The 22,071-nt window shown below is 64.0% G+C and carries 22 protein-coding genes and 2 tRNA genes; 14 read left to right on the plus strand and 10 right to left on the minus strand.

Features of this window, described 5'->3' with window-relative positions; all coding sequences use genetic code 11:
* Window positions 1-125: 125 nt before the first annotated feature.
* From G455_RS0113485 to grxD, 4 genes are all read left to right on the plus strand, one after another.
* Complete coding sequence (locus tag G455_RS0113485) at window positions 126-1,031, plus strand: LysR family transcriptional regulator (RefSeq protein WP_028094192.1); 906 nt, start codon at window positions 126-128, stop codon at window positions 1,029-1,031.
* Between the two features lie 278 nt (window positions 1,032-1,309).
* Window positions 1,310-3,469: a phosphoribosylformylglycinamidine synthase subunit PurL gene (gene purL, locus G455_RS0113490; RefSeq protein ID WP_028094193.1), complete on the plus strand. Its 2,160-nt coding sequence runs from the start codon at window positions 1,310-1,312 to the stop codon at window positions 3,467-3,469.
* A gap of 97 nt (window positions 3,470-3,566) precedes the next feature.
* Window positions 3,567-3,803, plus strand: a complete 237-nt coding sequence (locus G455_RS0113495) for a BolA/IbaG family iron-sulfur metabolism protein (protein WP_028094194.1) — start codon at window positions 3,567-3,569, stop codon at window positions 3,801-3,803.
* Window positions 3,804-3,867: 64 nt separating this feature from the next.
* Entirely contained in the window at window positions 3,868-4,230 is a 363-nt protein-coding gene (grxD, locus tag G455_RS0113500) for a Grx4 family monothiol glutaredoxin (protein WP_028094195.1), read from the plus strand.
* Between the two features lie 86 nt (window positions 4,231-4,316).
* On the opposite strand, the gene G455_RS0113505 is transcribed toward grxD, so the two are convergent.
* Together G455_RS0113505 and G455_RS0113510 are read right to left on the minus strand one after the other, a co-directional pair.
* Complete coding sequence (locus G455_RS0113505; protein WP_028094196.1) at window positions 4,317-4,715, minus strand: cell division protein ZapA; 399 nt, start codon at window positions 4,713-4,715, stop codon at window positions 4,317-4,319.
* Window positions 4,715-5,551 (minus strand): coiled-coil domain-containing protein, encoded by an 837-nt coding sequence (locus tag G455_RS0113510; protein ID WP_028094197.1) that lies wholly within the window; start codon window positions 5,549-5,551, stop codon window positions 4,715-4,717. Before G455_RS0113510 ends, G455_RS0113505 begins: the two co-directional genes overlap by 1 nt.
* Window positions 5,552-5,812: 261 nt before the next feature.
* Here G455_RS0113510 and tkt point away from each other — a divergent pair, with 261 nt between their 5' ends.
* Window positions 5,813-7,834 (plus strand): transketolase, encoded by a 2,022-nt coding sequence (gene tkt / locus G455_RS0113515; RefSeq protein WP_028094198.1) that lies wholly within the window; start codon window positions 5,813-5,815, stop codon window positions 7,832-7,834.
* A 369-nt stretch (window positions 7,835-8,203) separates the two neighbouring features.
* On the opposite strand, the gene G455_RS0113520 is transcribed toward tkt, so the two are convergent.
* Window positions 8,204-8,797, minus strand: coding sequence for an SAM-dependent methyltransferase (locus G455_RS0113520; RefSeq protein ID WP_154664388.1), 594 nt, complete (start codon window positions 8,795-8,797; stop codon window positions 8,204-8,206).
* A 73-nt stretch (window positions 8,798-8,870) separates the two neighbouring features.
* Window positions 8,871-9,950: a PA0069 family radical SAM protein gene (locus G455_RS0113525; protein ID WP_028094200.1), complete on the minus strand. Its 1,080-nt coding sequence runs from the start codon at window positions 9,948-9,950 to the stop codon at window positions 8,871-8,873.
* Window positions 9,951-10,122: 172 nt separating this feature from the next.
* Here G455_RS0113525 and G455_RS0113530 point away from each other — a divergent pair, with 172 nt between their 5' ends.
* The 3 genes from G455_RS0113530 to G455_RS0113540 are packed head-to-tail and all read left to right on the plus strand — an operon-like array spanning window position 10,123 to window position 11,995.
* Window positions 10,123-10,827 (plus strand): corrinoid protein, encoded by a 705-nt coding sequence (locus G455_RS0113530; protein ID WP_028094201.1) that lies wholly within the window; start codon window positions 10,123-10,125, stop codon window positions 10,825-10,827.
* Window positions 10,828-10,847: 20 nt separating this feature from the next.
* Window positions 10,848-11,486 (plus strand): DUF1638 domain-containing protein, encoded by a 639-nt coding sequence (locus tag G455_RS0113535; protein ID WP_028094202.1) that lies wholly within the window; start codon window positions 10,848-10,850, stop codon window positions 11,484-11,486.
* Window positions 11,483-11,995 (plus strand): hypothetical protein, encoded by a 513-nt coding sequence (locus G455_RS0113540; RefSeq protein ID WP_035366748.1) that lies wholly within the window; start codon window positions 11,483-11,485, stop codon window positions 11,993-11,995. The genes G455_RS0113535 and G455_RS0113540 overlap by 4 nt, the downstream gene beginning before the upstream one ends.
* Window positions 11,996-12,011: 16 nt before the next feature.
* On the opposite strand, the gene G455_RS0113545 is transcribed toward G455_RS0113540, so the two are convergent.
* Window positions 12,012-12,422 carry a SufE family protein gene (locus G455_RS0113545; RefSeq protein WP_028094204.1) on the minus strand — a complete coding sequence of 137 codons (411 nt, stop codon included), beginning with the start codon at window positions 12,420-12,422 and terminating at the stop codon, window positions 12,012-12,014.
* Window positions 12,423-12,559: 137 nt separating this feature from the next.
* Between G455_RS0113545 and G455_RS0113550 the strand changes: the two genes are divergently transcribed.
* On the plus strand, window positions 12,560-13,081 hold the full coding sequence (locus tag G455_RS0113550) for a hypothetical protein (RefSeq protein ID WP_028094205.1): 522 nt from the start codon (window positions 12,560-12,562) through the stop codon (window positions 13,079-13,081).
* 22 nt (window positions 13,082-13,103) lie between these two features.
* Here G455_RS0113550 and rnd read toward each other — a convergent pair whose 3' ends face one another.
* From rnd to purM, 3 genes are all read right to left on the minus strand, one after another.
* Entirely contained in the window at window positions 13,104-14,261 is a 1,158-nt protein-coding gene (rnd, locus tag G455_RS0113555; RefSeq protein ID WP_028094206.1) for a ribonuclease D, read from the minus strand.
* Between the two features lie 135 nt (window positions 14,262-14,396).
* Window positions 14,397-14,993, minus strand: coding sequence for a phosphoribosylglycinamide formyltransferase (gene purN / locus G455_RS0113560; RefSeq protein ID WP_028094207.1), 597 nt, complete (start codon window positions 14,991-14,993; stop codon window positions 14,397-14,399).
* On the minus strand, window positions 14,990-16,036 hold the full coding sequence (purM, locus tag G455_RS0113565; RefSeq protein WP_028094208.1) for a phosphoribosylformylglycinamidine cyclo-ligase: 1,047 nt from the start codon (window positions 16,034-16,036) through the stop codon (window positions 14,990-14,992). Before purM ends, purN begins: the two co-directional genes overlap by 4 nt.
* Before the next feature lie 119 nt (window positions 16,037-16,155).
* Here purM and G455_RS0113570 point away from each other — a divergent pair.
* The 3 genes from G455_RS0113570 to G455_RS0113580 all read left to right on the plus strand — a co-directional run bounded on the left by G455_RS0113570 (window position 16,156) and on the right by G455_RS0113580 (window position 17,795).
* Window positions 16,156-16,231 (plus strand) — tRNA-Ile (locus G455_RS0113570).
* Window positions 16,232-16,855: 624 nt separating this feature from the next.
* On the plus strand, window positions 16,856-17,389 hold the full coding sequence (locus G455_RS0113575; protein WP_035366750.1) for a CHAP domain-containing protein: 534 nt from the start codon (window positions 16,856-16,858) through the stop codon (window positions 17,387-17,389).
* Window positions 17,390-17,543: 154 nt separating this feature from the next.
* Entirely contained in the window at window positions 17,544-17,795 is a 252-nt protein-coding gene (locus tag G455_RS0113580; RefSeq protein ID WP_028094210.1) for a GlsB/YeaQ/YmgE family stress response membrane protein, read from the plus strand.
* 53 nt (window positions 17,796-17,848) lie between these two features.
* Here G455_RS0113580 and G455_RS24085 read toward each other — a convergent pair whose 3' ends face one another.
* Together G455_RS24085 and G455_RS0113590 are read right to left on the minus strand one after the other, a co-directional pair.
* Window positions 17,849-19,348 (minus strand): GGDEF domain-containing protein, encoded by a 1,500-nt coding sequence (locus G455_RS24085; RefSeq protein WP_084437073.1) that lies wholly within the window; start codon window positions 19,346-19,348, stop codon window positions 17,849-17,851.
* A gap of 116 nt (window positions 19,349-19,464) precedes the next feature.
* On the minus strand, window positions 19,465-20,784 hold the full coding sequence (locus G455_RS0113590) for an ATP-binding protein (protein WP_028094211.1): 1,320 nt from the start codon (window positions 20,782-20,784) through the stop codon (window positions 19,465-19,467).
* 133 nt (window positions 20,785-20,917) lie between these two features.
* Between G455_RS0113590 and G455_RS0113595 the strand changes: the two genes are divergently transcribed.
* Both G455_RS0113595 and G455_RS0113600 read left to right on the plus strand, forming a co-directional pair.
* Complete coding sequence (locus G455_RS0113595) at window positions 20,918-21,835, plus strand: MBL fold metallo-hydrolase (RefSeq protein WP_028094212.1); 918 nt, start codon at window positions 20,918-20,920, stop codon at window positions 21,833-21,835.
* 112 nt (window positions 21,836-21,947) lie between these two features.
* Window positions 21,948-22,022 (plus strand) — tRNA-Asn (locus G455_RS0113600).
* The last annotated feature ends 49 nt before the right edge of the window (window positions 22,023-22,071 follow it).

The raw sequence follows: 22,071 nt of genomic DNA on the forward strand, positions 1-22,071 counted from the left end.
CCCCGTCAATAATAGGTCAAAAAAGCTGACCTGAGTAGCGTTTTTTTGACCATTTCCCTAAGAAGCATAATACAGCATGATAGATGCCCCTTCCGCAGCTGCGGAGCAGAACGAAAGCGATACCGATGGACTGGGACAAGCTGAGAATTTTTCATGCCGTGGCCGACGCGGGCAGCCTGACCCATGCGGGTGACCGGCTGAACTTGTCCCAATCGGCGGTCAGCCGCCAGATCAGGGCACTTGAGGAATCACTCAATACCACATTGTTCCATCGTCACGCCCGCGGGCTGATCCTGACTGAACAGGGCGAATTGCTGTTCGAAGCGACGTCCTCGATGTCGAAGCGCCTCGAGGCCGCCTCCGCCCGCATTCGCGATAGTGAAGAAGAAGTCTTCGGAGAGCTCAAGGTCACCACCACCACCGGCTTCGGTACGCTCTGGCTGGCGCCGCGGCTACCCAAGCTGTTCGAGAAATTCCCCGACCTCAAGATCGACCTGATGCTTGAGGAACGCGTGCTCGACCTGCCGATGCGCGAGGCAGATGTGGCGATCCGGATGAAGGAACCCAGCCAGGCCGATCTGATCCGCAAGCGTTTGATGACGGTACAGATGCAGCTCTATGCCTCGCGCGATTATCTCGACCGCGCCGGCATGCCGACGACGATGGACGATATTTCCGATCACCGGCTGATCTGCCAGAGCGCAGGGGCCCATCAGGTCTCGGCCGGCGCCTCTCTGGTGCAGCAACTTGTGTCCAACGGCCCGCATTCGCTGCTGACGGTGAACAATTATTTCGGCGTGCTGCAGGGGGTCCTGAACAATCTGGGCGTCGGGGTCCTGCCCGATTATCTGACCGAAGACTTCCCGCATCTGGTCCGTGTGCTGCCTCAGATTGAATCGAGCGAGGTGCCGGTTTTCCTCGCCTACCCCGAGGAATTGCGCCATTCGAAACGCATCTCGGCCTTCCGTGATTTCGTTCAGGACGAGATCATTCTGCACCGCAAGCAGCTTCGGCAACTCGGCAAGATCTGAGCTATGCAGCGCTGGAATGCCTGAATTGCTGCAACCGCAGCATAAATGAACTTGAACGTTCACGAAGTGACGCCTAAATGATCACGCGAAGACGATGACGCTTAGTTGCTCATCATCTTCATACCTCCCTGTTGGACTTGGGCCGAGCTTAGTGCTCGGCCTCTTTTTTTATCCACAGGTCTCCCCCGCATATCTTCTGTGTTGCGCTAGCCCCTTCCCCCCAACGGGGCCATGCCCTAATAGGGGCGCAGACAATGCCATGCGGAGACACCCGACCGATGCAAGACCCTGTGATCACGCCGGAGCTTATCGAAAGCCACGGGCTGAAGCCGGACGAATACCAACGCATCCTGGATATCATCGGGCGCGAACCGACATTCACCGAACTCGGCATCTTCTCGGCCATGTGGAACGAACATTGTTCCTATAAGTCGTCGAAGAAATGGCTGCGCACCCTGCCGACCGAAGGACCCCAGGTGATCTGCGGCCCCGGCGAGAACGCAGGTGTCGTCGATATCGGCGATGGCCAGGCGGTGATCTTCAAGATGGAAAGCCACAACCACCCCTCTTACATCGAACCCTATCAAGGGGCGGCGACCGGTGTGGGCGGCATTCTGCGCGATGTCTTCACCATGGGCGCCCGGCCGATCGCGGCGATGAACTCACTGTCCTTCGGGGCGGTCGATCATCCGAAGACCAAACAACTTGTGCATGGCGTGGTCGCCGGTGTCGGCGGCTATGGCAACAGCTTCGGCGTGCCCACCATCGGCGGCGAGGTTCGCTTTCATCCCGCCTATAACGGCAACTGCCTGGTCAACGCCTTTGCCGCCGGCCTGGCTGATGCCGACAAGATCTTCTATTCCGCTGCCTCCGGCGTTGGCATGCCGGTGGTCTACCTCGGTGCGAAAACCGGGCGCGACGGCGTCGGCGGTGCCACCATGGCCTCGGCCGAATTCGACGAGACCATCGAGGAAAAGCGCCCCACCGTCCAGGTTGGCGACCCCTTCACCGAAAAACGGCTGATGGAAGCCACGCTGGAACTGATGAAGACCGGCGCTGTGATCTCGATCCAGGACATGGGGGCCGCCGGCCTCACCTGCTCGGCCGTCGAGATGGGCGACAAGGGCGAATTGGGCGTGCGGCTAGATCTGGAAAAGGTGCCCTGCCGCGAAGAAAACATGACCGCCTATGAAATGATGCTGTCGGAAAGCCAGGAGCGCATGCTCATGGTCCTGCGCCCGGAGAAAGAAGCCGAAGCGCGCGCGGTGTTCGAAAAATGGGATCTGGATTTCGCCATCGTCGGCGAGACGATCGCCGAAGACCGTTTCCTGATCATGCAGAACAACGAAACCAAGGCCGATCTGCCGCTGTCGAAACTCTCCTCCGAGGCGCCGGAATACGATCGCCCCTGGATCGAGACCCAGGCGGCCGTTGCCTTGAGCGAGGTGCCGCAGATCGACCCCATCGACGGGCTGCGCGCACTGATCAGCTCGCCAAACTATGCGGCGAAGCAGTGGGTCTATGAACAATACGATAGCACCGTGATGGCCGACAGCGCCCGCGGCCCTGGTTTCGGCCCGGGTATCCTGCGGGTGCACGGAACTGAAAAGCTCTTGGCCTTCACCTCCGACGTCACCCCGCGCTACGTCAAGGCCAACCCCCTTGAGGGGGGCAAGCAGGCCGTCGCCGAAGCCTATCGCAACCTGACCGCCGTGGGCGCGACGCCGCTGGCCTCGACTGACAACATGAATTTCGGCAATCCCGAAAAGCCCGAGATCATGGGCCAGTTCGTCGGTGCGATCAAAGGCATCGGCCAGGCCGTTGCCGCGCTCGACATGCCGATCGTGTCGGGCAACGTGTCCCTTTATAATGAAACCGACGGCGAGGCGATCCTGCCGACCCCGACCATCGGCGCCGTGGGTCTGATCGCAACCGAGGCGGATGTGATCGGCACCCAGGTGCGCGACGGTCACGTGGCGCTGCTGCTGGGCGAGACAGAAGGCCATCTGGGTCAATCCGCCCTGCTGGCCGAGGTCTTCAACCGCGAGGAAGGCGATGCGCCTGCTGTCGATCTCGAGGCCGAAAAGCGCAACGGCGATTTCATCCGCGCCAACCGCGCCCTGGTCACCGCCTGCACCGATCTGTCGGATGGCGGTCTGGCACTGGCAGCGTTCGAACTGGCCGAAGGCTCTGGCGTCGGCGTGCATCTCGACAGCGGTGCCACGCCCTTCCTCTTCGGCGAGGATCAGGCGCGCTATCTGATCGCCTGCAACTTCGATCAGGCCGAAGCGCTGATGACCGCCGCCGGCCAGGCCGGGGTCACGTTGACCACGGTCGGCAAGTTCACCGGCGATACGGTGCGCTTCGACGGGTCTGAGGCCCCGCTGACCGAACTGTCAGCGCTTTATCGCTCCAGCTTCGAGGAGGCCCTGGGCTAAGCCCAGCGGCCTCTTCCCCCGGCACCGGGCCGCCGCGCTTGCGCGGCGCGCCCTCGCACCCTAAATCTGGACACGAGACCAACAGGAGTTCCCCCGCATGGCCATGCAAGCCCAAGATATCGAAGCTCTGATCCGTGCCAGCTTCCCCGCCGCCAAGATCACCATCACCGATCTGGCCGGCGACGGAAACCACTGGGCGGCTGAAGTCGTCGACGAAAGCTTTCGCGGCCAGAGCCGTGTGCAACAGCAACGGGCCGTCAATGCCGCGGTGAAATCCGAGATCGACAGTGGCAGGCTGCATGCTCTGGCGCTGACCACCAAGGCCCCCGACTGATCCTCTGAGTGATCCTTGGACCCGGGGCCCCTTTTCCAAAATCCTGCCGCAAGGAGACGCGCAAATGACCGACGCAGCAGATCAAATCCAGAAGACCATTTCCGCCAATGACGTGGTGCTCTACATGAAGGGCACCAAGGACGCGCCGCAATGCGGCTTTTCCAGCCGGGTCGCGGGTGTCCTGAACTATATGGGTGTCGATTATCAGGACGTGAACGTCCTGGCCGATCCCGATATCCGCCAGGGGATCAAGGATTTCTCCGACTGGCCGACGATCCCCCAACTGTACGTGAAGGGCGAATTCGTCGGCGGTTGCGACATCATCACCGAAATGACCCTGTCGGGCGAACTGGATCAACTGTTCGAAGACAAGGGCGTCACCTATGACAAGGACGCCGCCGACAAGATCCGCGAAGCGAATTCCTGATCGCCGCAACGTCGACGACAAGACGTCGAGACGACAAAGGGGGCCATATGGCCCCCTTTGTCATACTCCGGCTCTGGGCCGCGCGATCACTCGGTCGCGGCCTTTTCCTCGATCTCTCCGGCCAGCGCCTCGGCCCGGGCGGCCAGCTCCGCCAGCGTTTCGGTGACAGAGGCCGGCACCACCGGCACCTCGACCCGTTCCGGCTGCGGCGCCGGGGCCGCGCGCAGCGCGGCAAGCTCTGCCTCACGCTCGGCCAGTTGCGCCTCCACCTCGCGAATTCGATCCTCGACCGCCGCCGTCTTGTCCGCAAGCATCAGCCCAGCCATCAGCAGCATGCGCGCCTCGGGCATCCGGCCGATCTGGTCAGAGAGCACCCGGGCCTCGTCGTCCAGCATCTTGGCCGCCGAATGGAGATAGCTTTCCTCGCCCTCCTGACAGGAGACATCAAAGCCGCGCCCCCCGATATAGATCGTCACCTCAGGCATCATTCATCCTCCCCTTCCGACGGGTTCCGTGCGCTCGCCAGCAGCGGTTCGAGCCGCGACAGAATGGCGCCCGCTTCGGCCGCCTCCACCGCACGGGTGGCGCGCAGCGCCTCCAGCTCGGCCAGCATGGCGCGATTGATCAGGCTGGGTTCGCCGACGCCGGCCTCGTTCACCGCGCGCAGGGCAGCGCTGGTTTCGCGCAGTTGGTCGTTCGTCGCGCGCAGCCGCTGCATCTCCATATCGAGCCGCGCCGCCTGTTCGGCCTGATGGGCAAGTTCGGTCTGCAACGCATCGAGATCGCCAGCCATCTCGACCGAAGCGACGGGCACGACCGCGCGGGCCTCGGCCAGTTCGGCCTGCAAGACCGCGACCTGCGCCCTGAGGTCGGCCTCGGCACCGCTGTCGCCCGGCCCGGCCTGCAGCTCCACGAGCTCCTCGCGCAGGACCTCGGCCTCGCTGCGGGCGCGCTCCAGATCGGCGGCCATCCGTTCACTTTCGGCGCTCAAGCTATCAAGATCGGCAGTATCTGCCAGCCGGGCCTTCAGCGCCTCGATCTCGGCCTTCAGGGCTGCGATCTCGGTATCCGAAGGCTCCTGCGCCTCTGCCGCCTCAAGCTGAAACTGAAGCGCGGCGATCTCTTCCGCGTGTTTTTCCTTGAGATGCCTGAGCCGTTCCTCAAGCTGCGCATTGGCAAGCTTTTCCTCGTTCAGCGCCTGCGAAAGCGCGGAGCCGGCCATCTCCCGGGCACCGGCCTGCTGCGCCAACGCACCAAGGCCGACACTGATCCGGGCCATCGCCGCCGTGATCCGACCTTCCAATTCCTGTATCTGGCTCATGCCTCTTACCTTTTTCTGCGGCGGGTTCACCACTGCGGCCCGGGCTGCGCCATGCACGACGCGGACTCTGCCGAATCGCGGAACGGGCCGATCGGCGTTCAGTCTAGCGAAACCACCAGGGAATTACCCCCCGCTTTTGTTTCAAGCACTTGGCCGCCTGACCTTATGTGATCCCGGCAGCCACTGCCGGCGAAGCTTGATCTTTGGTCCTCAGTTGATATTGAGCAGCATAGTCGCCCGCAACGCCAGAGGATTTCTCCCGTGGATTTGACCGCCCTGCGCACCGCCCATCCCGATCACTGGAACAAGGCCGCCGCCATTCGCACGCTGACGCTGGATGCCGTCGCCGCCGCCAATTCGGGCCACTCCGGCATGCCGATGGGCATGGCCGACGTGGCAACGGTGCTGTTTGAAAAACACCTGAAGTTCGACGCCGCCGCCCCCAATTGGCCGGATCGCGATCGCTTCATCCTCTCGGCCGGCCACGGCTCGATGCTGCTTTATTCGCTGCTCTATCTCACCGGCTACCCGGAAATGACCATCGAGCAGATCAAGAATTTCCGCCAGTGGGGTGCGATCACCGCCGGCCATCCGGAATACGGCCACGCCCCGGGGATCGAAACCACCACCGGCCCGCTGGGTCAGGGCATCGCCACCGCCGTGGGCTTTGCCATGGCCGAGGAAATCCAGCGCGCCCGTTATGGCCGCAAGGTCGCCGATCACCACACTTACGTCATTGCCGGCGACGGCTGCCTGATGGAGGGCGTCAGCCAAGAGGCCATTGCCTTTGCCGGCCGCCAGCAACTGGGCAAGCTGATCGTCTTCTGGGACAACAACAACATCACCATCGACGGCACGGTCGAGCTGTCTGACCGCACCGACCAGATGGCGCGCTTCCGCGCCTCTGGCTGGCATGTGCAGGCCGTCGATGGCCATGACCCGGAAGCCATCGACGCCGCCATCGAAAAGGCCAAGGCCACGCGCAAGCCCTCGATGATCGCCTGCAAGACCCACATCGCCCTGGGCTCCTCGGCGCAGGATACTTCCAAGGGTCATGGCGCGCTGACCGATCCCAAGCTGATCGCGGACGCCAAGGCCGCCTATGGCTGGACCGCTCCGGCCTTTGAAATCCCCTCCGAGATCAAGGCCGAATGGGAAGCCATCGGCAAGCGTGGTGCGGTGGAACGGGCCAATTGGGACATCCGCTTTGCCTCGCTCTCCGAACGCAAGCAAGCGGACTTCACCCGCGCCTATGACCGCGAGGTGCCGAAAAAGCTGACCTCGGTGATCCGGGCACTGAAGAAGGACGCCAGCGAAACCGCGCCGAAGCTTGCCACCCGGGCCAGTTCGGAAAAGGTGCTGGCAGCCATCAACCCGCTGATGACCGAAACCGTCGGCGGTTCGGCCGACCTGACCGGGTCGAACAACACCAAGACCCCCGACATCGACGCCTTCATGCCCGAGAACCGCAAGGGCCGCTATGTCTATTGGGGCATTCGCGAACATGGCATGTCGGCGGCGATGAACGGCATGGCGCTGCATGGCGGCATCCGCCCCTATGGCGGCACCTTCATGGCCTTCACCGATTACGCCCGCCCGGCGATGCGTCTGGCGGCGCTGATGCGCATCCCCACCGTCTTTGTGATGACCCACGATTCGATCGGTCTGGGCGAGGATGGCCCGACCCACCAGCCGGTGGAACATCTGGCGATCTCGCGCGCGACACCGAACACCTATGTGTTCCGCCCCGCCGACACGGTGGAAACCGCCGAGGCCTGGGAGGTCGCGCTGAGCTCGAAGGAAACGCCCTCGGTGCTGTCGCTGACCCGTCAGGGCCTGCCGACCGTGCGGCTTGAGCACAAGATGAACAACCTCACCGCCCAGGGTGCCTATGTTCTGGCCGACGCAGAGGGCAAGCGCGAAGCGATCCTGATCGCCACCGGCTCGGAAGTCGCGATCGCCATGGCGGCGCGCGAGTTGCTGCAGGCCGAAGGCATTGGCACCAGGGTGGTTTCCATGCCCTGCATGGAGCTTTTCGCCGAGCAGGACGAAGCCTATCGTCGCAAGGTGCTTCCGGCCGGCCCGGTGCGTGTCGGCGTCGAGGCCGCGGTACGCGCCGGTGGCTGGGATCGCTGGCTGCTGGGCGAGCGGGGCCGCGAGGCCAAGGCGGATTTCGTCGGCATGACAGGCTTCGGCGCCTCGGCCCCGGCCAACGTGCTGTACGAGAAATTCGGCATCACCGCCGAGGCCGTGGCCGAAAAGGTCAAGGCCCTGCTGGCCTGATTGATCTGGCCGAGACCACGACATGAGAGAGGGGCCAAACGGCCCCTCTTTTCGTTTGCGAAGCTTGAAAGCCATTGCCCTCCAAGACAGGGGGGGATCCTGAGCACGAAGAGCTGCGCCCGACCCTGGGAGGACGCTTTGCCACTTTCAAGCGATGCGAGGCATCGTTGTATCGCATAACGGCGCTTCGGCACGTGCCGTCAACACGGGCGCCCTCCTGGGGGAGGGTCGGGCGCGGCCCGGCCTGACGGCCTGGCAACCGAGGTCAAGAGCTGCTCAAGATTGCCAACCAAGCACTACCGCTGGCTTCCTGGAACCAGCGCCCAAGGCTCCATCCGTTCGGCCCTGAGCCCTTTGCCTGAACCGGCCTCACCCCGGCTTGCGCGCCACCAGATCGACCAGCGCCGACAGACCGGAATGCCCCGGCCCCTCGTCGATCTCGCGGTCGTAATCCACCAGCCGCAGGATCTCCCAACCGGCGAAGGCACCGCGCAGCAACACCTCGGTATACATATGCTCCGGATTGCCGGGGCCCCCGGTGCCATAGCCCACCTGCCGCGGCGCATAGCCGTGCAGCAACAGCAGACCGCCCGGAACCACCGCCTGCGCCATCCAGTCGAACAGCTTGGCCCGCAGCTCCGGCGGGGTGAACTGGATGAAGACGCCGACCACCGCATCATAGGGCCGGCTCCAGTCCCAGTCCTCGATCCCCGACAGGAGGAAATCGACCGAAACGCCCTTTTCCGCCGCCAGCGTGCGGGCCTTCTCCAGCGCCACCGGCGAGGCATCGAAGGCAGTCACCCGATGCCCGAGCCCGGCCAGATAGACCGAATTGCGCCCCTCGCCATCGGCGACACAGAGCACCCGCGCACCCGGCGCCAGATTGCCGGCCTGCGCCCGAACGAAATCCGCCGGTTCAACCCCGAACAGATACCCCGGCTTGGCGTAACGCTCATCCCACATCGACATCCCTGCCCTCCGATCATCAGCTTTCCCAAGGGGATATGGTCGAAACCCCGGCACCTTCAACCGCCTCTCAGAACAAAGACAGTTGATCGCCCTTCTGCGGCGGCACCTTGAACAGATCGCAGCGCAGGGGCGGCACCGCGCGATCCAGCCCCAGCCGTTTCGCCGCGGCACGGAACCGTTGCGCGATCAGCCTGGCATATTCGCCCTCGCCCCGCATCCGGTGCCCCCAGCGCGGATCGTAATCGCGCCCGCCGTGCATCTCGCGCAACCGGGCCATGACGCGGGCGGCCCGACCCGGTTCATGTTCGGCCAGCCATTCCTGCCACAGCTCCGACACTTCGCGTGGCAGCCGCAGCATGATCCCGCTTGCCGCATCGGCCCCGGCTTCCGCCCCGGCCTCGAGGATCGCCTCCAGCTCGTGATCGGTCAGTGCCGGCACCATCGGCGAGGCCATCAGCCGCACCGGCACACCGGCCTGGGTCAACCGCCGGATCGCCTCCAACCGCCGCGCCGGAACCGGCGCCCGCGGCTCCATCCGCCGCGCCAGCCCGGGCTCCAACGTGGTGACCGATATGCCGACGCGCACCAGCCCCTTCGCCGCCATCGGCGCCAGGATGTCCAGATCACGCTCCACCATCGCGCCCTTGGTGACGATGGCGACCGGATGATCGAACTCCGCCAACACCTCCAGCACCGCGCGGGTCAGACCGCGATCACGCTCCACCGGCTGATAAGGATCGGTATTGGTCCCGAGCGCCAGCGGAGCCACCCGATACCGTTTGCCGCTAAGCTCGCGCCGCAGCACCTCTGCCACCTGCGGTTTCGCCACCAGCCGAGTTTCGAAATCCAGCCCCGGAGACATCCCCAGATAGGCATGGCTCGGTCGCGCGAAACAATAGATGCAACCATGTTCGCAGCCCCGATAGGCGTTCAGTGACCGGTCAAAGGGCAGATCCGGCGACCGGTTGAAGGTGATGGCACTGCGCGCGACCTCTTCGCGCACCTCTGTTCCGATCCCCGGCCGCAGCTCGGGAATGTCCCAGCCATCCGCCTCCTCCACCCGCGCCAGATCGAAGCGGCCAGCCTGATTGCTGACCGCCCCGCGCGCGCGCCGTCGCGCCTGATCTATGGGAATTTCCGGACTCATGAGCATGAAACTAGAACATAACAAGAACAAGCGCAATCGCCCGGCGCCCGCGAACCGGAAATTCCACCTTCTGGTCGGTTGCGACGCGATGAAGGTCGCAATTATCGCGCCGTCCCCGTCGCACCCTTGGCATCAATGATGCAGAGAGACACGCCTGTCAGGGAAAACGCCCATGTCGGAAGACGAAGACGACATCATCCTCAGCGAACTCGACGACGATGAACTCGTCCAGCAGATGTTCGATGACCTTTACGATGGCTTGCGGGACGAGATCGAGGAAGGTGTGAACATCCTGCTCGATCGCGGCTGGGCCCCCTATCGCGTCCTGACCGAGGCGCTGGTCGGCGGCATGACCATCGTCGGCAATGATTTCCGCGATGGTATCCTCTTCGTCCCCGAGGTGCTGCTGGCGGCCAATGCGATGAAGGGCGGCATGGCGATCCTGAAACCGCTGCTGGCCGAAACCGGCGCCCCGCGCATGGGCAAGATGGTGATCGGCACGGTGAAGGGCGACATCCACGATATCGGCAAGAACTTGGTGTCGATGATGATGGAAGGCGCCGGTTTCGAGGTCGTCGATCTCGGCATCAACAACGCGGTCGAATCCTATCTCGAGGCGCTGGCCGCCGAACAGCCCGACATCCTTGGCATGTCGGCGCTGCTGACCACCACCATGCCTTACATGAAGGTGGTGATCGACACGCTGGTGGCCGAGGGCAAGCGCGATGATTATATCGTGCTGGTGGGCGGCGCGCCGCTGAACGAAGAATTCGGCAAGGCCATCGGAGCTGACGCCTATTGCCGCGATGCCGCCGTCGCGGTGGAGACGGCGAAAAGCTTTGTTGCCCGCAAGCACAATCAGGGCGTCGCCCCCTGATCCCCGCCACAGGCAACGCCATGCGCCAGTTGCCCGATGCCGATACGCTGACAACCACCGGCCTGCCCGCCACCGGGCAGGGAAAAATCCTGCTGCTGGCCTGCGGCGCGCTGGCCCGCGAGGTGCTGTCACTGATCAGGCTGAACGGCTGGAGCCAATACGATCTGCAATGCCTGCCCGCGATCCTGCACAATCATCCCGGTCGCATCACCGCCGCCGTGCGCGACGCGGTGCTGGCGGCACGGGACCGTTATGATCGCGTTCTGGTACTGTACGCCGATTGCGGCACCGGCGGCACCTTGCAGGCAGAATGCAGCCGCTTGGGGGTCGAGATGCTGCCGGGCGCCCATTGCTATGCCTTCTTCGACGGGGTCGAGACCTTCGCCGCCCGGGACGAGGTGACCGCCTTCTATCTGACCGATTTCCTGGCCCGGCAGTTCGATGCCTTCGTCTGGCAACCGCTTGGGCTGGACCGGCATCCGCAGCTCTTGCCGATGTATTTCGGCAATTACGACAGGCTGGTCTATCTGGCCCAGACCCATGATCCGGCCCTGACCGAACGCGCGCGCGACGCAGCAGAGCGGCTCGGCCTTGCATTCACCCGCCGTTTCACGGGATATGGCGATCTCGCCCACGCCCTGGAACGGAACGCCACGTGACCGCAGCCCCCCAAGACCTGCTGACCTCAGACTGTTCGAAATGCTCGGCCCTGTGCTGCATGGCGCTGTCCTTCGACAAGGGGCCGGATTTCGCCTTCGACAAAAATGCCGACGAACCCTGCCGGCACCTGAACGGGCATCTTTGCTCGATCCATGACAGGCTGAAAGAAAAGGGATTTCGCGGCTGTGTTGCCTATGATTGCCTTGGCGCCGGCAACCGCGTGGTGCAGGAGGTCTTCGGCGGACGGTCCTGGCAAGACGATCCCCGGCTGGCGCGCCCGATGATGGAGGCCTTTGCCGGCATGCGCGAGGTGCACAAGCGGATCGACCTGCTGCGCGCCGCAGAAACCCTGCCCCTATCGCGGCAGAACGAGCAGTTCCGGCGCGATTTTCTCGCCCGGCTCGAACAATATCGCTGGAGCGGAGAAGAGCTCAACGCCTTCGAATTCGGCCTGGGGCTCGAGATCGACCTGTTCTTTCACGGGCTGCGCGACAGCGTTCGGCGCTGAGCGTGCCCGGGGCCGTTCAGACCGTCTCTGCCGCGACCTTGCGGACACGTTCGATCATCGCCCGCAGGCCGTTCGATCGCTGCGCCGAGAGGTGATCATTGAGCCCCAACCGCTCCAGTTCGGCCCCGGCATCGACCTTCAGGACATCCGCCACCGGCAACCCGTTGTAAAGCTTGCGCAACACCGCGATCAATCCGCGCACGATCATTGCATCGCTGTCGCCGTCGAAGTGAAAGACGCCGCCTTCGATCACCGGGTGCAACCAGACCTGGCTGGCGCAGCCGTCGACCTTGGTGGCGGGCACCTTCAAGGCCTGATCCAGCGGGTCCATCGCCTTGCCTTGGTCGATCACATGGCGATAGCGGTCCTCCCAATCTTCCAGAAACTCGAAATCCTCGACGATTTCTTCGAATGCGGGTTGGGCCATGGCGGGATCCTCGACTGATGTCTTGCGTCCCTGACCTATGACCCCGGCCCACGGGTGTCCAGACCCGGCTTGCCGCTTTTCAACCGCGCCCCGATGCGGTAACCGGAAGGGACGGAACTAGAACGAGTGTGGGCCAGATGCAGAAACCTCTTACCGCCCTGCTGCTTGCGGGGCTGATCGTGGCCGGATGCGGCTGGCGCGACTCGCGCCTTAATCCAGGCAACTGGTTCGGCAAGAGCCACACCCAGCCCGTCGAAATGACGAATGCGGAGCCGACCAATCCCTTGGTGCCGAAAAAGACCCAGAATATCTTCGCCAAGAAGAAGGCCGAAGATCTGAGCCTGCCGATCATGACGGTTACCAAGCTGGAGGTCGAGCCGACCAATACCGGTGCGATCATCTTCGTCGAAGGCGTCGCGGCCCGCCAGGGCCCCTATGACGTGGAACTGCGCGATATCTCCACCCCCGAAGAAAAGGCCGATGGCGTGCTATCGCTGTCGTTCCGGGTGACCTATCCCAACAAGACGACCCTTCAGGGCAACGAATTCGCGCGCACCGTCCGGGCCGCCAAGACGCTGACCAAGGGCAAGCTTGCCCCGATCCGCACCATTCGCGTGGTCGGAGAAACCAACGCCCAGGTCACCACCCGCCGGCGCTGAGCCAGCGGGCGGCCCTCCGGGGTCAGAATTCGACGACGCGCACAGTCTGGCCCTTTGCGGCCAGACCGATCTTGCCGGAACACAGCCGCAGCGCATCTTCGCCAAAGACCTCGCGGCGCCAGCCCTTCATCGCCGGCACGTCCCGTTCGCCCGCCGCAATGGCGTCGAGATCGGCACTTGAGGCGATCAGCTTGGCGGCCACGCCCACGCTTTCGGTCTTGGCCTTCAGCAGCACCCGCAGCAAATCGGCAAGCGCCGGGTTCACCTGAAGCTTTTCACGGCTGCGGTCGGGCTTGGGAAGCTGATCGGCGGGACAATCGCTTCCCTCTTCGATCGCTTTCAGGATGCCGTCGGCGATGGCGCCCTTGCGGGCCTCGCGCAAAAGCAGCCGCAGCCCGCCCAGATCGGCATGGGTGCGCGGCTTGACCGAGGCCATCTCGACCAGCGCATCATCCTTGTAGACCCGGTTGCGCGGCACGTTGTGTTCCTGCGCATAACTTTCACGGAATGCCGCCAGGGCCTGCACCACCCCGAGGAAACGGGCGGAATTGGTGCGGGTCTTGACCCGGCGCCAGGCCTCTTCGGGGCGGATGTCATAAGTCGCCGGATCGGTGAGGATTTCCAGCTCTTCGGTGACCCAGTGGCTACGGCCGGATTTTTCCAGTTCGGCAGCGAGATATTCATAGATCTTGCGCAGATGGGTCACATCGGCCAGCGCATAGACCTTCTGCGCATCGCTCAGCGGCCGGCGCGACCAGTCGGTAAAGCGCGAGGTCTTGTCCAGCGGTTGGTGCACGATCTTGCGCACCAGCGTTTCATATCCCGCTTGTTCGCCGAAGCCACAGACCATGGCCGCGACCTGGGTATCGAACAAAGGCTTGGGAAATACCCCGGCGTCGACCCAGAAAATCTCAAGATCCTGACGCGCCGCATGGAAGACCTTGACCACGCTTTCATCGCGGAAAAGTTCGTAGAGCGGTTCCAGCGAGATACCATCAGCCAGCGGATCGACCAGAACCGCGGTTTCATCGGTGTCGCCGGGCATCGCAAGCTGCACCAGGCAAAGCTTGGAATAATAGGTCCGCTCGCGCAGAAACTCGGTATCGACGGTGACATATGCCTTGGTACGGGCGGTGTCGCAGAAGGCCTGCAGCTCCTGCGTGGAGGTGATCGTTTTCATCAAATGCGTTTCTATCGTCCTGAATTCGGTTCCGGGCGGGCGCGCGCCCGCGCCCAAACGCCGGATTACGAACTCATACGCTGATCATAAACGCATTGCAAATCCGGAGCGCGGGCCGCGCCCCGGACTCACCGATCAGCCCAGCAGAACAGGGGTCCGGTCCCCCGCTGCGAACCGACGCAGAACCGCCGGATAGAGCCTGTGTTCCTGCTCCAGCACCCGGGCGGCAAGCTGCTCGGGGGTGTCTCCTGGCAGCACCGGTACCCGGGCCTGGCCCAGGATCGGACCATCGTCCAGCTCGGCGGTCACCTCGTGCACGGTGCAGCCGTGTTCGCTGTCACCGGCCTCGAGCGCGCGGGCATGGGTATGCAGCCCCTTGTATTTTGGCAGAAGCGAGGGGTGGATGTTCAGCATCCGCCCGTTCCACTGGCTGACGAACCCAGCGGTCAGCACCCGCATGAACCCCGCCAGGCAGATGATATCCGGTTCGGCGGCCAGAAGCGGTTTCATCAACTCCGCCTCGAAGGCGGCGCGATCGCCCTTGAAGGGGCGGTGATCGACATAGGCAGTCGGCACCCCCCGTTCGGCCGCCTTGACCAGCCCGCCGGCCTTGGCGTCGTTCGACAACACCAGACAGGGCCGCGCCGGGTGATCGCCAGTCATGCTGTCGACCAGCGCCACCATATTCGACCCGCCCCCCGACAACAGGATGGCGACGCGCTTATGTGTCACTTCAGCGCCCCCTTGTAGGCAACGCCCTGCCCTTCGGTGATCACGCCGATACGGGACACGGTCTCACCGGCCTCGGTCAAGAGCGCAACCAGAGCGTCGGCCTGATCGGCGGCCACAACCACGACCATGCCGATGCCGCAGTTGAAGGTCTTCAGCATCTCCGCCTCGGCCATGCCGCCCACCTCCGCAAGCCAGGCAAAGACCGGCGGCAGCGTCCAGGCGTCAAGGTCGACCTCGGCCCCCAGCCCCTCGGGGAAGACCCGCGGCAGATTCTCGGTCAGACCGCCGCCAGTGATATGGGCCAGCGCATGAACGCCGCCCGCCCGCACCGCCGCCAGCGCCTGTTTGACATAGAGCCGGGTCGGCGTCAGCAGTGCCGCGCCCAGGGTGCCCTCAGCCCAGGGGCAGGCATCGTCCCAGCCCAGACCCGAGATCTGGACCAGCTTGCGCACCAGAGAATAGCCGTTCGAATGCACCCCGTTCGAGGCGAGCCCCAGCAGCACGTCGCCTTGGGTGACCCCCTCGGGCAGTGCGGTGCCGCGCTCCATGGCGCCGACGGCAAAGCCTGCCAGGTCGAAATCACCGGCCGGATACATGCCGGGCATTTCCGCCGTCTCGCCACCGATCAGGGCGCTGCCGGATTGGGCGCAGCCTTCGGCGATACCTTCGATGATCCGCGCCGCCTGCTCGGTCTCGAGCTTGCCGGTGGCGAAGTAATCGAGGAAAAAGAGCGGCTCTGCCCCCTGGCACACCAGGTCATTCACGCACATGGCCACCAGGTCGATGCCGACACCGTCGACATTGCCGGTGTCGATCGCGATCCTCAGCTTGGTCCCGACCCCGTCGGTCGCCGCCACCAGCACCGGATCGCTATACCCGGCCGCCTTCAGATCGAAGAGCGCGCCGAAGCCGCCCAACCCACTCATCACGCCGGGACGGTTGGTCCGCTTGGCGGCTGGCTTGATCCGTTCGACCAGATCGTTGCCCGCGTCGATATCCACGCCTGCTTCGGCATAGGTGATGCCGTTCTTGCCTGTCGTCATCGGCCGGTCCCCTTGTTCGCTGATTGCGCGCGGGTTAGTGCATTGCGCGTCACGATGCAACGGTTGGCTGCAGCCAAGGCTTGACGTCGGGCAGGATCATGATACCCAAACAGGCAGGCGGGCCTGTAGCTCAACGGTTAGAGCAGAGCGCTCATAACGCTTTGGTTGCGGGTTCAAATCCTGCCGGGCCTACCAAAACCCTTAAGAAACCAGGGAAACCAACGCCAAAATGGACCATGGCGCGAGCGCCTGTGCCGTTGTGGAATCATATGGTGCGCGATTGCCCCCCAAACCGCCCGCGTTTCTGCTGCCTTCCCGGGGGCGCATACCGGCCCAGTGTTCAGCCTGCCAGTGCTCAGCCTGCCAGTGTTCCGCCTGATCGGCACTGCGGCCCCGACATGCCCGCAATTCCGAAAGCAGGTTTCCGACGGCCCGAACGGCCGCCCCACGGAATCGTCACCACCTTTGCAAAGGTGCCGGCTCACGGTGCAATCAGCGCGTTTCGCGCGGCAATGCGTTTGCCCCTTCCCTCGATCAACACCGCCCCCACATGAAATGATCCGCTTGAGGCGATATCTTCAATCCGGCGCCTGTTTTTCGCGCAGGCGACCGCCCGCGAAACAGGCGCAAAACACGCCGGTTTGCCCATCCCAGCGGCAAACTCCGCCCTCTGCGTCGGAGTCGCGGCGCGAAAAGCGGCAAAATCCCGCCGGCGCCCGATTTCGAGGCTTGGCAGAGCGACCCTTTTTCAGGAAAGTCCCGCCAACCCGTCCGGAGCCAACCGGACACCGAAGAGACAACGGAATTCAGGGACAATTCGTGAGTGTAAAACGCCTCCAACTCCTGTCGCGCGGCTCGATACTTCTCTGCCTGCTCGGTCTCGCCGCTTGCGCACAGGCGCCGCAACGCAGCACCGGGATCGACCCCAACCGGCTTGCCTTCAGCGTGAAGGAAGCCGAGGCCCTGCAAAGCCGCGGCGCCCGTGTCTGGTGTGTCCCCTTCGCCCGTAACCTTTCCGGTGTCGAAATTCGCGGCAATGCCCGAACCTGGTGGCATCAGGCAAAATCTCAAGAAAGCTTCGAGGTCAGCAAAGCCCCGACCGTCGGGGCGGTGATGGCCTTCAGCGCCACCTCGTCGATGCCGCTCGGGCATGTGGCGGTGGTCTCGAAACTGGTGTCCGACCGTAGGGTTCTGGTCGATCATGCCAACTGGCACCGCAACCAGGTCTCTCTCGGCATGGCGGTGATCGACGTCTCGGACAAGAACGACTGGTCTCGCGTCCGGGTCGAAAGCGTGCCCGGCGCCTTTGGCAGCGTTTATCCGGTCAATGGCTTCATCATGGCCAAGAGCTGACCCTATCCTCCGCGCGCCGCCCCAAAGGGCCGCGCGGGCCCTGCCCCGATCTTCACTTACCCCCCCTTTGGTCGCAAGGTTTGCATTCGCGCCCAAGCTGCGCAACACTCCTTGCCGAAGCAACTCGGGCAATCGCTTTTGAAAGGAGATCACCATGGGCTCTGCGGGAATCGGCTGGCTGGCCGCGATCATCATCGGCGGGATCGCCGGCTGGATCGCCTCAGCGGTGATGAAGACCAATACCGGCGTTTTGATGAACATCGTTCTGGGTATCATCGGCGCCGCAGTGGCGAGCTTTCTCTTTGGTATTCTTGGCATCAGCTTCGGCGGCTGGATCGGCTATCTGATTGCCGGTGTGATCGGGGCCTGCATCGTCGTCGGCGGCGTCCGCGCCATTCAGAAATAGCGGGGCTACCGGGGCGGGCACCGCAGTTCTGCACCCCGCCTTCGGCATCAAGCTCAGCCGGGGACCGAGGCCCCAGCCTCCCCCATCCGGCCCAATGATCGGCGCAACGCTGCCAGATCTGCCGTGATCACAACCTGATTGCGCCCCTTCTCCTTAGCCAGGTAAAGCGCCTGATCCGCCCGTTCCAGCAGCTGATCGAGCGAGGGATGCCGCCCGGTTTCCACCGGGGTCATGCCGATGCTGGCCGAAATCTCTATCGCGGCCCCTTCGGTCACCTGGATCGGCTGCGCCGCGATGGCTGCACGCAGCCGCTCGGCCACCTCATCGGCCTGACGTGGCGCGCAATCGCGCAGGAACACCGCGAATTCGTCCCCTCCCAGCCGCCCGAACAGATCATGCGGCCTGAGATTGGCGCTGATCCGGCGCGCCACCTCGCGCAGCAATTCATCGCCCGCCGCATGGCCGTAGGTATCGTTCACCGACTTGAAGTGATCCAGATCCAGCATCAGCACCGCCGCCGCCGAAGGCCAGCCCTCCGGCACCTTCAGGCCGCGCAGGATCACCTGGGCATCGGCCAGAAACGCCGTGCGATTGAGGATACCCGTCAGCGAATCCCGCGTCGCCTGCCGATGCAGCCGCGCCATCAGCTCATTGCGGTGCAGGGTCAGAATCGACAGCATGATCGGCGCGATCGCCACCGCCGAGGCCCCCAACCGCACCGAGAACAAGGTCATCTGGTCCAGCGCCCCGCCACCTGCGACCAGGGGATCGCCCATCCCCCCGCGCGCGAAGAAGACCAGCGTCAGCACGCTGACCCCCAGGGTGAACAAAGACGTAGCGAAGACCGGATAGACCAGGCCGCACCACAGCAGGGCCAGAACCGGCAGCGCGATCGCGCCCGGGCCACCGACCTCGAACGCAAGCGCACAGGACAGCGCAACCGCGCCCGCTGGCAACAGATCGGTCTTGCGAATGCTCAGCCCGGTCCTGCGACGACGTCGCAGGCGCGCCAGAGATGGCGCCGACAGCACCACCGGCAGGAAGGCGATGTAATTCACCACCTCGGTCGCCCACCAGAAAATCAACCCGTCCGAGCCAGTGCCGCCGAACAGCATCGGATTGGCCAATGCGCCGATCACACCTGCCCCCGCCCCGCCAAGGATCGCGGCGGTGCAGAGCCACAGCATCGAGACCGGCACCCGCAGCCGCAGCACCTCGACCGGAAGCGATGCGAGAACCGCATAGGCCAGACCGATGCTGACCAGATTGGCGAGGTTCAGCAACAGAACCTTCTGCAGATCGGCCCCCGTCGTCAGATCAACCAGCACGAAGGCCAGCGCCAGGACGGCCCAGCCCAATGGCCGGGCCGCGCCGGGCCAGCGCAGAAACAGCCCCAGCGCCAGCGCATTGGCAGGCCAGACACTGGCCAGAAACCCCGGCGGCCGGGTCCACCCCCCGAGGAAGGACGCGGCCAGCGCGACAAGGAACACAACCGCCGCGCCGCGATACATTGCGGCACGTCCCGTTCCCTGCGAAACCGTCTTGCCCGTCATCACCCGTCTCCCTGCCACACCCCGACCGGGCTCAGGCTATGGGGGGCCGAATAAGAAACGATTAACAGCGCCTGGAACCGGCCCCTAAGCGCCCAAGAGCTGTTCGGGCGCCAGGCTCAGCGGCCGATCACGATATCGGCGCAGAGCCCGCCCAGGGCCTCGCTCTCTGCCAGTCGCAGTGCCCCACCATGGGCGCGGGCGGCATCGGTAACGATCGCCAGCCCCAGCCCGACACCGCTGCCCTTGTCCTGATTGCGAGACGGATCGAGCCGCGCGAAAGGCTTCAACGCCTCGGCCCTGAGATCGGCAGGTATCCCCGGCCCGTCGTCCTCGACCCGGATCCGAAGGCTGCGCTCGGTCAGCAAAACCGAAACCAGCGCCCGGTTACCATAGCGCACAGCATTGTCGATCAGGTTCTCCACCGCGCGACGGATCGCCACCGCTCGCAGCGCCACCTTACCCTCGCCCTCCAGTGCGCCCAAGCTCACCGGCTTGCCCGCCCGCACCGCATCCTCGACGATGGCACGCACCATCTCGATCGGGTCGGTCGGTTCCGGTTCGGCCTGAGTGGCACCGCGCGAGAATTCGAGAAACGTCTCGACCAGTCGCTGCATCTCATCGACATCGCGCAAAAGCGGCGCCGCCTCGGCCTCATCTTCCAGCATCGACAGACCCAGTTTCAGGCGGGTCAGCGGCGTGCGCAGATCATGGCTGACCCCGGACAGCATCAGGGTGCGCTGTTCGATCTGCCGTTCGATCCGCGCCCGCATGTCCAAAAACGCATGGCCCGCGGCCCGGACCTCAATGGCACCGCCGGGGCGGTACGGTTCGTTCCGGCCACGCCCAAAGGCCTGCGCCGCATCTGCCAGCCGGGTGATCGGCCGCAATTGGTTGCGCAGGTACAGAAAGGAGATCACCGTCATCAACAGCGCGAAGGCAACCATCGTCACCAGAAGCTGATGCGGTGTGCTGACTGTCACCAGACTGCGATGAAACCCGATCTCAAGCGGCCCGTGCACGGTATCAACGAACAACTGAACCGAGGAATCGGCATTAAACCGCAGCGCCAGCATCTGCGGCACCGCCGCCCGCATCAGCTTGCGTACATGCATGCCCGAAAAGTCAAACCACCGGATAAAGGCCGGTGGCACCTCTTCGGGTTCGAGAAACCTGAGACGCATCTGCAGCGCCGGCAGCATCGGTTCCACCCGCGTCAGCGCCGCGCCGCGATCCGGTGCCTCGTCGACCTGGTCAATGAGGAATTCGATCTGCCGCGAGGCGTTATAGGTCATCTGCCGGATGATTCCCTGCAGGTGATTCTGGATGAAGGCGACCGAAACCACCAGCAACACCACGATCACCGGCAGCACCAGGATCAGCGCCGACCGTGCATAAAGCGATCGCGGCATATAATGTTTGAGCCATTGAAAGGACATGCGCTAAGCCTACTGCGAGGCGGCAGCGCAGGGAACAGACTTTCCACTGCGACGCGCCCCGCAACACAAGATTCTGGCGTCAGGCGAATCCCGACGACGCGCCACCGAGACCAGCGAGAGAGAGACACAGCGAATGCCACAGGCCCCCGATGATTTCGCCCCCAGTCATGGCACCCCCGACCGGCTGCAGGACGGGGTGCGCCGGCTGGTGGCTCCCAACCCCTCGCCAATGACCTATCGCGGCACCAATACCTATCTTGTGGGCGACCGCGAACTCGCCGTGATCGACCCCGGCCCGACGAGTGAAGCGCATCTCGAGGCGATCCTGGCGGCGCTGGAGCCCGGGCAGAGCATCAGCCATATCATCGTCACCCATTCCCATTCAGACCATTCACCGCTGGCCGCTCCGCTCTCGGAACGGACCGGCGCCCCGGTTCTGGCCTTCGGTGGCCCCCAGGCCGGACGCAGCGCCGTGATGGAATCCATCGCCGCCAGCGGACTGGCCGGCGGTGGCGAAGGCATTGACCTGCGCTTCCGCCCCGATCAGCTCCTGCCCGACGGCACGGTGATCGAGGGCGACGGCTGGCAGCTCGAGGTCATCCACACGCCCGGACATCTGGGCAACCATATCGCCCTGGCGATGGGCGACAGCTGCTTTACCGCCGATCACGTGATGGGCTGGGCCACGTCGCTGGTCTCGCCCCCCGATGGCGATCTGAGCGATTTCATGACCTCCTGCCGGCGGCTGCGGGATCGCAACTGGACCAGCTTCCACCCCGGCCATGGCGCCCCCATCGCCGATCCCGCCGGACGGCTCGACTGGCTGATCGAACACCGGCTCGGACGCGAGGCCCAGATTCTCGAGGCACTGGCCGACGGACCGGCCACCACCGCCCAGTTGGCGCGACGAATCTATACCGAGGTTCCCGCCGCTCTGATTCCCGCCGCCGAACGCAACGTATTCGCCCATCTGGTTGATCTGACGGGACAAAAGCGAATCGAAACCGACGATCCCCTAGGCATCGCAGCCCGGTTTTCCCGCCTGTCCTGAGCTATGGCACCAACAAAATAAGGCCCCTCTGAGAGGCGATATGATTTTTTCAAAAAACCGTCAAAACTCCTCTTGCACCCCCCAGACCCCATAGCTATACACCGCGTCAAGTTCCGGCGTAGCTCAGCGGTAGAGCAGTTGACTGTTAATCAATTGGTCGTAGGTTCGATCCCTACCGCCGGAGCCAAATCACCTAGTAAGTCCTTGAGAAACAAGGCGTAAGGTAGATTTGGAAG

The organism is Pseudodonghicola xiamenensis DSM 18339, assembly GCF_000429365.1.
Taxonomy (GTDB): Bacteria; Pseudomonadota; Alphaproteobacteria; order Rhodobacterales; family Rhodobacteraceae; genus Pseudodonghicola; species Pseudodonghicola xiamenensis.

Bases quoted from the DNA above. Each gene is read 5' to 3' on its own strand.
- purL (WP_028094193.1), top strand. From the start codon at position 1,310: ATGCAAGACCCTGTGATCACGCCGGAGCTTATCGAAAGCCACGGGCTG.
- G455_RS0113590 (WP_028094211.1), bottom strand. From the start codon at position 20,784: ATGTCCTTTCAATGGCTCAAACATTATATGCCGCGATCGCTTTATGCA.
- grxD (WP_028094195.1), top strand. From the start codon at position 3,868: ATGACCGACGCAGCAGATCAAATCCAGAAGACCATTTCCGCCAATGAC.
- G455_RS0113595 (WP_028094212.1), top strand. From the start codon at position 20,918: ATGCCACAGGCCCCCGATGATTTCGCCCCCAGTCATGGCACCCCCGAC.
- G455_RS0113525 (WP_028094200.1), bottom strand. From the start codon at position 9,950: ATGAGTCCGGAAATTCCCATAGATCAGGCGCGACGGCGCGCGCGCGGG.
- G455_RS0113535 (WP_028094202.1), top strand. From the start codon at position 10,848: ATGCGCCAGTTGCCCGATGCCGATACGCTGACAACCACCGGCCTGCCC.
- G455_RS0113495 (WP_028094194.1), top strand. From the start codon at position 3,567: ATGGCCATGCAAGCCCAAGATATCGAAGCTCTGATCCGTGCCAGCTTC.
- G455_RS24085 (WP_084437073.1), bottom strand. From the start codon at position 19,348: ATGACGGGCAAGACGGTTTCGCAGGGAACGGGACGTGCCGCAATGTAT.
- G455_RS0113530 (WP_028094201.1), top strand. From the start codon at position 10,123: ATGTCGGAAGACGAAGACGACATCATCCTCAGCGAACTCGACGACGAT.
- G455_RS0113545 (WP_028094204.1), bottom strand. From the start codon at position 12,422: ATGGCCCAACCCGCATTCGAAGAAATCGTCGAGGATTTCGAGTTTCTG.
- G455_RS0113505 (WP_028094196.1), bottom strand. From the start codon at position 4,715: ATGCCTGAGGTGACGATCTATATCGGGGGGCGCGGCTTTGATGTCTCC.
- G455_RS0113580 (WP_028094210.1), top strand. From the start codon at position 17,544: ATGGGCTCTGCGGGAATCGGCTGGCTGGCCGCGATCATCATCGGCGGG.
- G455_RS0113520 (WP_154664388.1), bottom strand. From the start codon at position 8,797: ATGTGGGATGAGCGTTACGCCAAGCCGGGGTATCTGTTCGGGGTTGAA.
- G455_RS0113550 (WP_028094205.1), top strand. From the start codon at position 12,560: ATGCAGAAACCTCTTACCGCCCTGCTGCTTGCGGGGCTGATCGTGGCC.
- G455_RS0113485 (WP_028094192.1), top strand. From the start codon at position 126: ATGGACTGGGACAAGCTGAGAATTTTTCATGCCGTGGCCGACGCGGGC.
- rnd (WP_028094206.1), bottom strand. From the start codon at position 14,261: ATGAAAACGATCACCTCCACGCAGGAGCTGCAGGCCTTCTGCGACACC.
- purM (WP_028094208.1), bottom strand. From the start codon at position 16,036: ATGACGACAGGCAAGAACGGCATCACCTATGCCGAAGCAGGCGTGGAT.
- G455_RS0113510 (WP_028094197.1), bottom strand. From the start codon at position 5,551: ATGAGCCAGATACAGGAATTGGAAGGTCGGATCACGGCGGCGATGGCC.